Origin of the sequence: Neisseria sp. HMSC055H02, from assembly GCF_001813335.1 — a bacterium.
Lineage (GTDB): Bacteria > Pseudomonadota > Gammaproteobacteria > Burkholderiales > Neisseriaceae > Neisseria > Neisseria sicca_C.
In genome coordinates this window covers 103,481-115,670 of the sequence record NZ_KV812126.1, presented here as the reverse complement: position 1 = coordinate 115,670, position 12,190 = coordinate 103,481, and the positions used below count along the sequence as shown (strand labels likewise).

At 54.7% G+C, this 12,190-nt stretch carries 11 protein-coding genes; 4 read left to right on the top strand and 7 right to left on the bottom strand.

Annotated elements, in window-relative coordinates; genetic code table 11:
- Window positions 1-222 precede the first annotated feature (222 nt).
- Window positions 223-1,545, bottom strand: coding sequence for a murein transglycosylase A (gene mltA, locus HMPREF2907_RS11140; protein WP_070682731.1), 1,323 nt, complete (start codon window positions 1,543-1,545; stop codon window positions 223-225).
- Window positions 1,546-2,041: 496 nt separating this feature from the next.
- On the opposite strand from mltA, the gene efeU reads away from it, so the two are divergent.
- The 3 genes from efeU (at window position 2,042) to efeB (ending at window position 5,596) form a co-directional block, all read left to right on the top strand.
- A complete protein-coding gene (gene efeU / locus HMPREF2907_RS11135; protein WP_070682730.1) occupies window positions 2,042-2,878 on the top strand; it encodes an iron uptake transporter permease EfeU in 837 nt (278 codons plus the stop codon).
- A gap of 54 nt (window positions 2,879-2,932) precedes the next feature.
- Window positions 2,933-4,096: an iron uptake system protein EfeO gene (gene efeO, locus HMPREF2907_RS11130; RefSeq protein WP_070682729.1), complete on the top strand. Its 1,164-nt coding sequence runs from the start codon at window positions 2,933-2,935 to the stop codon at window positions 4,094-4,096.
- Window positions 4,097-4,324: 228 nt separating this feature from the next.
- Window positions 4,325-5,596: an iron uptake transporter deferrochelatase/peroxidase subunit gene (gene efeB, locus HMPREF2907_RS11125; protein WP_070682728.1), complete on the top strand. Its 1,272-nt coding sequence runs from the start codon at window positions 4,325-4,327 to the stop codon at window positions 5,594-5,596.
- Between the two features lie 610 nt (window positions 5,597-6,206).
- Here the strand turns inward: efeB and HMPREF2907_RS11120 are convergent.
- The 6 genes from HMPREF2907_RS11120 to HMPREF2907_RS11095 form a co-directional block, all read right to left on the bottom strand.
- Entirely contained in the window at window positions 6,207-6,893 is a 687-nt protein-coding gene (locus tag HMPREF2907_RS11120; protein WP_070682727.1) for an HvfC family RiPP maturation protein, read from the bottom strand.
- Window positions 6,883-7,725 carry an HvfB family MNIO-type RiPP peptide maturase gene (locus HMPREF2907_RS11115; RefSeq protein ID WP_004565697.1) on the bottom strand — a complete coding sequence of 281 codons (843 nt, stop codon included), beginning with the start codon at window positions 7,723-7,725 and terminating at the stop codon, window positions 6,883-6,885. Before HMPREF2907_RS11115 ends, HMPREF2907_RS11120 begins: the two co-directional genes overlap by 11 nt.
- Before the next feature lie 107 nt (window positions 7,726-7,832).
- Window positions 7,833-8,144, bottom strand: coding sequence for an HvfA family oxazolone/thioamide-modified RiPP metallophore (locus HMPREF2907_RS11110; RefSeq protein WP_070682726.1), 312 nt, complete (start codon window positions 8,142-8,144; stop codon window positions 7,833-7,835).
- Between the two features lie 81 nt (window positions 8,145-8,225).
- Window positions 8,226-8,681, bottom strand: a complete 456-nt coding sequence (locus HMPREF2907_RS11105; protein ID WP_070682725.1) for an HvfX family Cu-binding RiPP maturation protein — start codon at window positions 8,679-8,681, stop codon at window positions 8,226-8,228.
- A gap of 186 nt (window positions 8,682-8,867) precedes the next feature.
- Complete coding sequence (rsgA, locus tag HMPREF2907_RS11100) at window positions 8,868-9,734, bottom strand: ribosome small subunit-dependent GTPase A (RefSeq protein WP_070682724.1); 867 nt, start codon at window positions 9,732-9,734, stop codon at window positions 8,868-8,870.
- Between the two features lie 208 nt (window positions 9,735-9,942).
- A complete protein-coding gene (locus tag HMPREF2907_RS11095) occupies window positions 9,943-10,671 on the bottom strand; it encodes an LOG family protein (protein WP_009312705.1) in 729 nt (242 codons plus the stop codon).
- A gap of 204 nt (window positions 10,672-10,875) precedes the next feature.
- On the opposite strand from HMPREF2907_RS11095, the gene truC reads away from it, so the two are divergent.
- A complete protein-coding gene (gene truC, locus HMPREF2907_RS11090) occupies window positions 10,876-11,583 on the top strand; it encodes a tRNA pseudouridine(65) synthase TruC (protein ID WP_070682743.1) in 708 nt (235 codons plus the stop codon).
- Window positions 11,584-12,190: the final 607 nt, after the last annotated feature.

Below are 12,190 nucleotides of genomic sequence, written 5' to 3'. Positions count from 1 at the left end.
AAAACCGGTTTTCAGACGACCTTTGTAATTTTAGATTGTAGCGTCTTTGCCCACGGAAAACGGCTTGGTTGATTGTTCGGTTCGGGATTTGATCGGCAGACTCGTAGGCAAAGCCCACGCTACGGCCTGCTTAATTTAATCCACTATATCGGCTTGTTTGAGAATCACAAAAGGTCGTCTGAAAACCGGTTTTCAGACGACCTTTTGACTTTTTAGCCGATGTTAAGGCTGATAGCTGGGTTTCATGCCGTTGGGCAGGAGTTGCCAGACGTAGCCTGTGGTTTTCATTTTGCCGGCAACTTCGCCTGCTTCGTCGCCGTAGCCCCAGAAGTAGTCGACGCGGACGGCGCCTTTGATGGCGCTGCCTGTGTCTTGCGCCATGATGAGACGGTTGAGGGCTTTTTGGGTGGTCGGATGGGCGGTGGCGACAAACAACGGTGCGCCCAAGGTGATGTAGTGGCGGTCGATGGCGCCTGCGTATTCACCCAAGAGCGGGGTACCCAATGCGCCGACCGGACCGGCTTCGCTGCTGCCGGTCAGTTCGCGGAAGAAGATGTAGCTGGGATTTTGTCCCAAAACTTCGGCGAGGCGGCCGGGGTTTTGTTTCATGTAGGCTTTGATGCCCTGCATGCTGGTTTGTGCGAGGGGGAGGTAGCCTTTGTCTGCCATGTAGCGTCCGATGGAGACGTAGGGGTGTTCGTTTTTGTCGGCGAATCCGATGCGGATGTATTTACCGGACGGGGTTTTCAGACGACCTGAACCTTGGATGTGCATGAAGAAGAGTTCGACGGGGTCTTCTGCGTAACCGAGGATGGGGGCTTTGCCGCTGAGTGCGCCGCCGTTGATTTGGTTGCGGGTGTAATAAGGAACGAAGCGGCTGCCTTCAAACCTGCCTTTGAGGGCGGTGCTGCGGGCTGTAATGGGGAATTGGGACAGGTCGGCGGTGTGTGTGCCGCTGTTGTCGATGACGCCGCTGTTGGCACCGGTTTGGCGGATGCGGACGGTGGCTTTGCTGCCTCTCAAATTGGCGGACAGTGGGACGGAAACGAAGTCGTTGGGGATGCCGTAGATGGGGAAACGGGCTTTGCTGGTGGCTTTGTCATCACCGAGCAGGACGGGCTCGTAGTAGCCGGTGATGGTGCCGGCGGGGTTACCGTTGTTGCTGACTTGCCAAGGGGTGAAATAGCGTTCGAAGAAATGCTTGGCTTGGAAATGGTGGACGGGCGTCTGCATGGCTTGGGCGCACACGTCTTGCCAGCCTGCGCGGTTTTTGAGTTTCTCGCAGCCTAAGCGGAAGGATTGGAGGCTTTTGACGAAGTGTTGGGTGTTCCAGTGCGGCAGTTCTTGGTGGGACACGACGGTGTAGGTCGCGCCGCCGCCGCTGACGGTGGTGCCTGCGGGGTCGGGCGTGCCGGTGGGGCGGTCGGGGCCTTTGACGGTGGTGGTGTCGACTTCGGGGAGGTTTTTGATGAGTTTGCTCGGGCAGGCGGAGAGGACGGCTGCGGCGATGGTGAGGAGTGTGATGCGGTATAGGTGTTTTTTCATAATGCTGTCTTAAAGGTCGTCTGAAATCGGGTGGATGGGAACGTGGTTTGCAGACGGGATATTGGTTCGTTTATTCAAGAGCTTGGGATTCTAACACAGTTTTTCCGCCTGCTTTGGCTCAAGGCGTGAGGTCGTCTGAAAGCGGATGGGGCAGGTTTTTAGACGACCTTGTGTGTTGTGGCGGCTATTGTTGATGGACGGGATATATTTTGACTGCCGTATCGGCTGTTGGGAGACGGGCTGGAAAAGTACGTTTGTCCGATACTTTCGTCATTTCCTTGTTAACATTCGTAACTGTGTTTATTACTTAAAAATAAAAATTATTTGCATTTGTTTAATTATCGGTTTATAAATATTTAGGCATAAGGTCGTCTGAATTTTCTTGGAGAGGATTTATTGCAGCCGAATAGAATAGATAAGGCGGCGGGTGAAACGGCTTGGGTAAAAGAATAAATGGTTTAGTTTTGGATATTTAGTTTTAAGGTTTGTTTTATATATGTTGATTGCTTTTCTGATTATGTTGCGCGAGGGCATCGAGGCCGCCCTGATTGTGGGCATCGTCGCCGGTTTTTTGAAACAGTCGGGACATTCGCGGCTGATGCCTAAGGTGTGGCTGGGTGTGGCTTTGGCTGCGCTGATGTGTCTGGGCATCGGATACGGCATCCATTCGGCAACGGGCGAGATTCCGCAGAAGGAGCAGGAATTTGTGGTCGGCGTTATCGGTTTGGTGGCGGTGGCGATGCTGACTTATATGATTTTATGGATGAAAAAAGCCGCCCGTTCGATGAAGCAGCAGCTTCAGGATTCGGTTCAGACCGCCTTAAACCGCGGCAACGGCCAAGGCTGGGCTTTGGTCGGCATGGCTTTTCTGGCTGTGGCGCGCGAGGGGCTGGAGAGTGTGTTTTTCCTCTTGGCGGTATTTCAACAAAGTCCGACTTGGTCTATGCCCATCGGCGCGGTATTGGGGCTGCTGGCCGCAGTGGTCATCGGCGCGCTGATTTATCAGGGCGGTATGCGTCTGAATCTGGCGAAGTTTTTCCGCTGGACGGGCGCGTTTTTGATTGTGGTGGCCGCCGGTTTGGTGGCCGGTTCGCTGCGCGCGCTGCATGAGGCGGGCGTGTGGAACCACCTGCAAGAAGTGGTGTTTGATTCTTCCAAATACCTGCATGAAGACAGCCCGCTGGGCGTGCTGCTCGGCGGCTTCTTCGGCTATACCGACCACCCGACGCAGGGCGAGGTGCTGGCGTGGCTGCTGTATTTGGTTCCGGTCATGATTTGGTTTCTGCACGGCAGCAGGCCCGCCGCGGTGCAGAGGTCGTCTGAAAACCATTAGTGGTGCTTAAAAATTCCGTATCCCATTCTTATCAACATGCCAAAGAGGTTTGAAATGAAAAAACTCAATATAACTGCTTTATCCGTGATGCTGGCTTTGGGTCTGACCGCATGTCAGCCGCCCGAAGCGGAAAAATCCGCGCCTGCCGCGTCAGGTGCATCAAGCGCGAATGCCGACGGCACCGTCAACGTCGGCGTGAACGACACCGCCTGCGAACCGATGGAACTGACCGTACCGAGCGGACAAGTCGTGTTCAACATCAAAAACAACAGCGGCCGCAAGCTCGAATGGGAAATCCTCAAAGGCGTGATGGTGGTCGACGAGCGCGAAAACATCGCCCCCGGACTTTCCGACAAAATGACCGTTACCCTGCTGCCGGGCGAATATGAAATGACTTGCGGCCTCTTGACCAACCCGCGCGGCAAATTGGTAGTAACCGACAGCGGCTTTAAAGACACCGGCAACGAAGCCGATTTGGAAAAACTCGCCAAACCGCTTGCCGACTATAAAGCTTACGTCCAAGGCGAAGCCAAAGAGCTGGTTGCCAAAACCAAAGCCTTCACCGACGCCGTCAAAGCGGGCGACATCGAAAAAGCCAAATCCCTGTTTGCCGACGCCCGCACCCACTACGAACGCATTGAGCCGATTGCCGAACTCTTCAACGAACTCGACCCCGCCATCGACGCGCGTGAAGACGACTTCAAAGACAAAACCGAAGACGCGGCCTTCACCGGCTTCCACCGCATCGAACACGCCCTTTGGATCAAAAAAGACGTATCCGGCGTGAAAGACATTGCCGACAAACTCATGAAAGACGTTGAAGCCCTGCAAAAAGAAATTGACGCCCTCTCCTTCCCGCCGAACAAAGTCGTCGGCGGCGCGGCAGTGTTGATTGAAGAAGTTGCCGGCAGCAAAATCAGCGGCGAAGAAGACCGTTACAGCCACACCGACTTGAGCGACTTCCAAGCCAACATCGAAGGCGCGCAAAAAATCGTCGAACTCTTCCGTCCGATGATTGCCGAGAAAAACAAAGCCCTGCTCGAGAAAGTCGATGCCAACTTCAAACAAGTAACCGACATCCTCGCCAAATACAAAACCAAAGACGGCTTTGAAACCTACGACAAACTCAGCGACGAAGACCGCAAAACCCTTCAGGCACCGATTAACGCCCTTGCCGAAGACCTGAGCCAACTGCGCGGCACACTGGGCCTCAAATAAACTTGACCCGCCCGTTTCAGACGACCTTTTGCCATTCAAGGGGTCGTCTGAAAACTTATCGCTGACAGCAGTAATCGCAGACGTAGCGTGGGCTTTGCCCACGCCCCCCCAAAGCCGTGTAGCCCTGTAGGTCGGATACTTGTATCCGACAAAGCACAAACCGCGACACACCTTGCCGTCATGCCAAACGTCGGATTCAAGAATCCGACCTACATTCAGGACTCCGCCATGAGCCAAGACAACAACCCACAACCCGCCCAACCGACCAAACGCACCCTGTTCAAAACCGTCCTAGCCGCCGGCGCAGCCGGCGCGGCAGGCTGGTTCGCCGGCAAACAACAAGGCGAAACCGCCGCCGAGACCCGCCTCAATGAACACTCCCCGCAAGCCTACCCCTGCTACGGCAAGCACCAAGCCGGCATCACCACCCCGCACCAGCTCTTCGGCATCATGTGCGCCTTCGACGTAACCGCCAAAGACCCCAAACAACTCGAAAACCTCTTCCGCACCCTCACCGCCCGCATTGAATTCCTCACCCAAGGCGGCGAATACCAAGACGGCGACGAAAAACTCCCCCCCGCAGGCAGCGGCCTGCTCGGCAAAACATTCCGCCCCGACGGCCTCACCATCACCGTCGGCGTCGGCAGCAGCCTCTTTGACGACCGCTTCGGACTCAAAGACAAAAAACCCCGCCACCTCCAAGAAATGCGCGACTTCCCCAACGACCGCCTCCAAAAATCATGGTGCGACGGCGACCTCAGCCTCCAAATCTGCGCCTTCACCCCCGAAACCTGCCAAGCCGCCCTGCGCGACATCATCAAAAACACCGCCCAAACCGCCGTCATCCGCTGGAGCATAGACGGCTGGCTGCCCAAAGCCGAACCCGGCGCCATCGCCGCCCGCAACCTCCTAGGCTTCCGCGACGGCTCCGGCAACCCCGACGTATCCGATCCCAAAATTGCCGACCAAGTCCTCTGGACAGGCATCGCCGCCAACAGCCAAGACGAACCCGCCTGGGCGAAAAACGGCAGCTACCAAGCCGTCCGCCTCATCCGCCACTTCGTCGAATTCTGGGACAGAACCCCCTTGCAGGAACAAACCGAAATCTTCGGCCGCCGCAAATACAGCGGCGCCCCCATGGACGGCAAAAAAGAGAGCGACACCGCCGACTTCGCCAAAGACCCCGACGGCAAAACCACCCCCAAAGACAGCCACATGAGGCTCGCCAACCCGCGCGACCCCGAGTTCATGAAAAAACACCTGCTCTACCGCCGCGCCTTCAACTACTCCCGCGGCCTCGCTGCCAACGGCCAGCTCGACGTCGGCTTGGTGTTCATTTGCTACCAAGCCAACCTCGCCGACGGCTTCATCTTCGTCCAAAACCTGCTCAACGGCGAACCGCTGGAAGAATACATCAGCCCCTTCGGCGGCGGCTATTTCTTCATCCTCCCCGGTGTAGAAAAAGGCGGCTTCCTCGCCCAAAGCCTGCTCAGCGCGTGAACACAGATTTAGGATAAACCAACCCGTAGCATGGGCTTTGCCCACGACCTTTCACCAAACATCCGAATTCAATTATCCCTGTTCATTCTGACGGCGCAGAGGTCTTATCCGTAAAGCTCTCTCTGCAAAAAGGTCGTCTGAAAACTAAGTATTCCGGTTTTCAGACGACCTTTCCGTCAAATAGGCACAGACTTGGGACAAACCGAACCCGTAGCGTAGGCTTCGCCCACGACCTTTTCCCCAAACATCCGAATCCAATCATATCCGTTTATTCCGTGGGTAGAACCCACGCTACGGGCGGCTGGCTCTCCCGTCTGGCGGGAGAAGGTAGGTTCTACGGCTTGCACGAATTTGATTTTACCTAAACACACAAAACCACCCCCATCCTAACCTTCCCCCGCCAGACGGGGGAAGGAACAAATTGCCGTTGCAGCAAATCGTAGCGTGGGCTTCGCCCACGATCTACCGTCCGAATATCCGAATCCAATCCTCCCTGTTCATTCCGTGGTTAGAACCTACGCTACGGGAGGCTGAATTTTTGATACAGCATCATCTGCCGTCATTCCCGCCCCCGCCTACGCGAGGACAGGCTACGGCGGGAATCCATCAGCTATGCGGCAACCAAAATGCCTTGTTCCAGCCAGTCCGACCATTTTTGCGTTAAGGCATCCTGCCAGCCGTTTTCAGACGACATGAACTCTGCCAGCATGGTTTGCAGGCCGTTCAGGGAAGTGGGGGTGTCTGCCAACGTTTCCAGCAATAATGCGTCGAAATCGTTGAGGATTTGGTACATCACGTCATCTTCACTGTCTCGCCACACCAAAACGGCGGTTTCCACCGCCTGCAATTCGTCGGTAACGTCGTAATGGTAGCGGCGCACAAAGGCGGTGGGAGAAAGGGTGTACGCCAAATCGTCTGAATCGGCGGACGAGGCTTGGCTGTTGGTTTGGACGACTTCGGCGAGCAGTTGGGTGTGTTCGAAGTCCATCAGTGCCAAGAGGTCGTCTGAAAGTGGCAGGCTTTGGCAGTATTGGAGGAATTCGCCGGCGATTTCTTGGAAATAGGGGGTTTGGGCGCGCGCGTCCCGGATGAAGCCTTCTTTCAGACGACCCCATTCTCCGCTGTCGAAATATTGCGGCGTTTCGGTATAACAACGGTCGATGAAGCTGTGGATATTGTTGCGTATCAGGCGGATATAGACGTTCAGGCGGTCTTGCGGCAAGCCGTCGTCGGCTTCGCCCTCGCGTATGCCTTGGGCAAAGCGTTGTTGGTATTGGGCGGAGGTTTCAGGCTGCACGGCGGTATTCCTTTCCGGCACGCGTTTGATATTCGGCGATTTTGGCGACTTCGGCTTCGAGTTCGGCAAAAGGCGGGAAATTGAAATCGCGCTCCAACAGGGTGGGCGGGATGGTCGGCAACTTGGTGTAGGCGAGTTCGAGCAAGTCCCAAACGGTCGGTAAAACCGCCGCGCCGTGGGTATCAATCAACAATTCGGGCGTTTCGACGTCGTGTCCGGCGATGTGGATGTAACACACGCGCCCTGCGTCAACGTTTTCTAAAAAAGCCTCTGGCGACAACAGTCCGTGATTGACGGCGTTGACGTAGATATTGTTCACATCGAGATGAATGCCGCAGTCGGCTTCGCGTGCAACGGCGTTGAGGAACTCGACTTCGTTCATTTCGGCAAGCGGGGAATGCAGGTAGTAGGAGGTGTTTTCTACGGCGATGCGGCAGCCCAATCGGTCTTGCACTTCGCGGATACGCCGCGCGGTATGCCGCACCATTTCTTCGGTGAAGGGCAGCGGCAACAGGTCGTAGAGATGGCCGCCGTCGTGGCAGTAGCTCAAATGGTCGGAGAAAAACGTGCAATCGTAACGGCGCATCATCTCTTTGATTCCATCTATCAAAGCGGTATCCAGCGGGGCTTGTCCGCCCAGCGACATGGATAATCCGTGCAACGCCAACGGCAGCCGTTCCGCCACGCGGTCAAACTGTTTGCGCGCCCTGCCGCCCATTTTCAGCCAGTTTTCGGGGGCGGCTTCGATAAAGCGTATCGGGCTGTCGTCTGAAAGCGAGAGGAAGTCTTCCGCCAAGTCGCGGCGGTAGCCTAAGCCTGCATGTTGAATCATGATGTTGCTCCGTTTTGGATGGTATTCCGACGGTTTTGGTAGGAAATTGCTGTCAAAATCATATAAAAAGCCGCATTTGTCAATAAAATGCGGCTTTTTGTTCTAAATTATTTAGAACCGCATTTGCCTTCGCCGCATTTGCCTTCAACTGCTTTAGCTTTGGCTTTTGCTGCTTTGGCGTTTTTAGCGGGGGTTTTTTTCACGGTTGAACCGCATTTACCCTCGCCACATTTGCCTTCGCCTGCTTTAGGAGCAGCGGCACCGCATGAACCTTCAGCAGCTTTAACCGCACCGCAAGAGCCTTGGGCAGATTTTTGAACGCCTGCTTTGCTGCTTACCGGTTTGTCAGCGGCAACAACGCCGGCAGCCAAAGACAAAGACAAAGCACCTGCAAGGGCAGCGGCTACATTTTTTTTCATATTGATTTCCTTTTCAAAGTATCAAGTTAAACAGATTAAGAATTTGAGTTGGCGCGTTTAAAGTCCGCTCCACGACCTTTTTTATTGATTTCCGACGCGGCATTTCGGGCAAAACCGTTTTTTCAACAGCGCATCCATCGATAAACAGCCCGCGCCTTGAAGCAGAATCGGGATTAAAACCACGATATAAATCAAAGCCATTTTATAGCCGTTGTCGCAAACATTATAACCCGCACCGGCATGGACTGCTGCCCACGCCACTGCCGTTACAATGATCAACCCTAAGGCGGACAGGCGGGTTGCCAATCCTAAAAGCAGCAAAACCGGAAAAACCAGCTCCGCCCACATCGCCAAGTTCCAATTCACGCTGTCGGGCAGCAAATTGAACGGAAAGGGGAATTGGTCATTGATTTCGGCAAACCAGTTTTCGCCGCTCCATTTCTGCATACCCGATTCCCAAAATTCGTAAGCGGCAAAAAGGCGCAAAGCCAATAAACCTAAAGCCGATTGCCACGGGGCTGTGATATTCGTTTTCATGATAACCGTTTCATAAAATCATTTCATGCCCGATTAGACGCGGCAGTCTGAAAATGCTTACAAGCGAATTGAAAAAATTTTGTTTGTTATTGTTTTATATAGATATTAATGTTCAGAAGGTCGTCTGAAAACAGTTTCCCAAGTTTTCAGACGACCTTTTTATTTCACCCAAACCAACCGCTTCCCCTATCTCAACAATTCATCCGTTATCCGTTGCAAAAATTCGATGCGTTCAGACTTGGCTTCGCCTGCTTCGGCGGCGGCTTTGACGGCGCAGCCGGGTTCGGCGCGGTGGGTGCAGTTGTGGAAGCGGCATTGTCCGACAAGGTGGCGCAGGTCTGGGAAATATTGCAGCAGGTCGGCGGCTTGGAGGTGGTGCAGGCCGAATTCTTGCAAACCCGGGGAGTCGATTAATTGGGTTTCTTCGTTTAAATCGTAAAGCTGGGCATGGGTGGTGGTGTGTTTGCCGGAATCGAGCGCGGTGGAGATGTCGCCAGTGCGGGCAGTTTGGTTGCCTAAGAGGGCGTTGGTCAGGGTGGATTTGCCCATGCCGCTTTGTCCGAGCAGGATGTTGGTATGCCCTTGCAAGACGGGGCGCAGGATGTCGGCGTTTTCCAGCGCGCGGGTTTCGATGACGGGATAACCGAGCGTTTCGTAGAATTTGAGTTTTTCGCGCCAGAGGGCGGTTTCGGGCAGGTCGGCTTTGTTCAGGATGATGACGGCTTGGATGCCGGTGGCTTCGGCGGCTAGGAGGGCGCGTTGCAGCAGGGCTTCGCTGGGCGAGGGAACGGCGGCGGTAACGATAAGGAGCTGGGTAACATTCGCGGCGATAAGCTTGGTTTTCCATGCGTCTTGGCGGTAGAGCAGGCTTTCGCGCGGGAGATAGTCTTCGATGACGGCTTGTTCGGCGTTGATGTTTTGGATATGCACGCGGTCGCCGCAGGCGAAATCCACCCGCTTTTTGCGCGTGCTGGCTTCGTAGGTTTTGCCGTCGGGTGTGCGCACGATGTAGCGGCGGCCGTAGCTGGTAATGATTTGGGCGGTATCGGTCATGAACGGTTGGGTCGGGTGGAGTGGATAAAGGGAATGTTCGCGGCGGCGTGGCTGCCTTGCGGCGAAAAGGTATTGTACCGAAATAGGCAGGGGTCGTCTGAAACGATTCTATATCGGGTTGACTGGAAACCGATACGGCGTTGCCGCCTATCTTGATTTCAACTCAACCCGCGAGATTCAAACGCTTTTCAGACGACCTCCCAGTCCATCACAAGCCGAGCGACCACGCGTTGACGCCTTCGGAAAAATCTTCCAAACGGTTTTCGTAGTGCGCGAAGATTTCTTCGATGATTTCGTCTTCGCCGTCGATCAGTCGGATTAAATCCATATCGGCTTCCGAAATCAGCCCGCGCCCGAGCAGCTCTTTGCGTATCCAGTCCAACAAGCCCGACCAGAAATCCTTGCCCACCAAGATAATCGGGCGGTCGGGCGTTTTGCCTGTCTGCACCAGCGTCAGGCTTTCAAACAGTTCGTCCAACGTGCCGAAGCCGCCGGGCATGACGACATATGCGACCGCATGCTTCACAAACATCACTTTGCGCGGGAAGAAATGTTGGAATTTGATGGACAAATCCTGATACGGATTGGCTTTTTGTTCGTGCGGCAACACGATATTCAGCCCCACCGCAGGGCTTGCGCCCGCAAACGCGCCCTTGTTCGCCGCTTCCATAATCCCCGGCCCGCCGCCTGAAATAACCGAAAAACCGGCATCCGAGAGCTTGCGCGCCAGACGCAGCGTAAATTCGTAGTCGGGATGGTTTTCCGGCGTGCGCGCGCTGCCGTAAATGCTGACCGCTGGCTGAATCGCCCGCAGCTCCTCGCCCGCTTCGACAAATTCCGAAATAATCTTCAAAACATGATACGACTCCCGCGCCTGAATCTCGCGGCGCGCCTCATCGGGCAGCATAGGCTTGGGCAGTTTTTTGAGCAGGCTCACAGTTTTTCCTTCATCTTGTTGAATCCCCACATTGTAACCGACAGAACCCGAGGTCGTCTGAAAACGCAGGCAAGAATGGCAGCAAATGTTCCTTATTTGAACCGAATCATGCGTTTCAGCCCGTCAACCCGCGCAAAAGGACAAGATTGCCGTCGCAGCCGCGCCGCTTGCGTTACAATCCCCCATTTCCGCCCACATCAGACCATGCTCGAAATCCTCTACCGCGACAGCCGCACCATCGCCGTCAACAAACCCGCCGGAATGCTCGTCCACCGAAGCTGGCTCGACCGCCACGAAACACAATTCGTCATGCAGACCCTGCGCGACCAAATCGGACAACACGTCTATCCCGCCCACCGCCTCGACCGCCCCACATCCGGCGTCCTCCTGTTTGCCCTCGACCCCGAAGCCGCCCGCCTGCTGACGCAGCAGTTCGAACAAAAAAACACACGCAAAACCTACTGGGCAATCGTGCGCGGATATTTGCCCGACGACGGACTCATCGACTACCCCCTCAAATATCAGCCCGACAAAATCGCCGAATCCCAAACCGAAGCCACCCTCCAAGAAGCCCAAACCCAATACCGCTGCCTTGCGCGCACCGAATTGCCCTTCCAATCCGCCGCCCGCTACCCGACCTCACGCTACTCGTGGGCAGAACTCATCCCGAACACAGGCCGCAAACACCAACTCCGCCGCCACATGAAACACATCTTCCACCCCATCGTCGGCGACACCAACTACGGCGACCTGCGCCAAAACCACGCCACCGCCGTCCACCTCGGTCCCACCCGCCTCATGCTCCACGCCCGAAGCCTGTCGTTCCAAAGCATCGAAAACGGCGAAACCCTGACCGTCTGCGCCGATACCGACGAGAGCTGGCGGATTTGGCTGAATACGTTTGAGGCGTAAGCGAAAAGTCGCGTCAACAGGCGGGCTGGTGATTCTACAAAGCCGGACACGGTTTTCAGACGACCTTTATTCATCAAAACACGCTTTGAGATAACCGAACCCCGTAGCGTGGGCTTTGCCCGCGGGATTTGCCGTCCGTCAGTTTGAATCGGGTGTGTGTACTTGTATTTATTTTGTGGGTATAGCTGAATTACTTTATTTTCGGTATGCAACTTACCGGTCGTCGTCATTCCCGCGCAGGTGGGAATCCATTTTTGAAATTCAGAAACTGTTTTTCAAATCAAGGCTTCTCAGATTTTACGATGGATTCCCGCCTGTGCGGGAATGACGGGATTTGATGATATGCTGTATTTAAAGTTAATTATGCTTGCTATATAACCCGCGCTACGTTTGTTTTGAGGGTGTCTTATCTATTTACTGCTCTGATTAAGAAGTGGGATTTAAGATTGAAAAAAGTCGTCTGAAACTTTGGTTTCCCAGTTTTCAGACGACCTCGATGAATCAAAACACGCTGTGGATAAGCCGAACCCCGTAGCATGGGCTTTGCCCGCTGAATATAGTCAATTCGAATCAGCAATGTCCTCGCGTAGGCGGGGGCGGGAATGAC

Coding starts and splice junctions, on each gene's coding strand:
- HMPREF2907_RS11105 (WP_070682725.1), bottom strand. CDS start 8,681: ATGAAAACGAATATCACAGCCCCGTGGCAATCGGCTTTAGGTTTATTG.
- efeO (WP_070682729.1), top strand. CDS start 2,933: ATGAAAAAACTCAATATAACTGCTTTATCCGTGATGCTGGCTTTGGGT.
- HMPREF2907_RS11110 (WP_070682726.1), bottom strand. CDS start 8,144: ATGAAAAAAAATGTAGCCGCTGCCCTTGCAGGTGCTTTGTCTTTGTCT.
- HMPREF2907_RS11115 (WP_004565697.1), bottom strand. CDS start 7,725: ATGATTCAACATGCAGGCTTAGGCTACCGCCGCGACTTGGCGGAAGAC.
- mltA (WP_070682731.1), bottom strand. CDS start 1,545: ATGAAAAAACACCTATACCGCATCACACTCCTCACCATCGCCGCAGCC.
- rsgA (WP_070682724.1), bottom strand. CDS start 9,734: ATGACCGATACCGCCCAAATCATTACCAGCTACGGCCGCCGCTACATC.
- truC (WP_070682743.1), top strand. CDS start 10,876: ATGCTCGAAATCCTCTACCGCGACAGCCGCACCATCGCCGTCAACAAA.
- efeB (WP_070682728.1), top strand. CDS start 4,325: ATGAGCCAAGACAACAACCCACAACCCGCCCAACCGACCAAACGCACC.
- efeU (WP_070682730.1), top strand. CDS start 2,042: ATGTTGATTGCTTTTCTGATTATGTTGCGCGAGGGCATCGAGGCCGCC.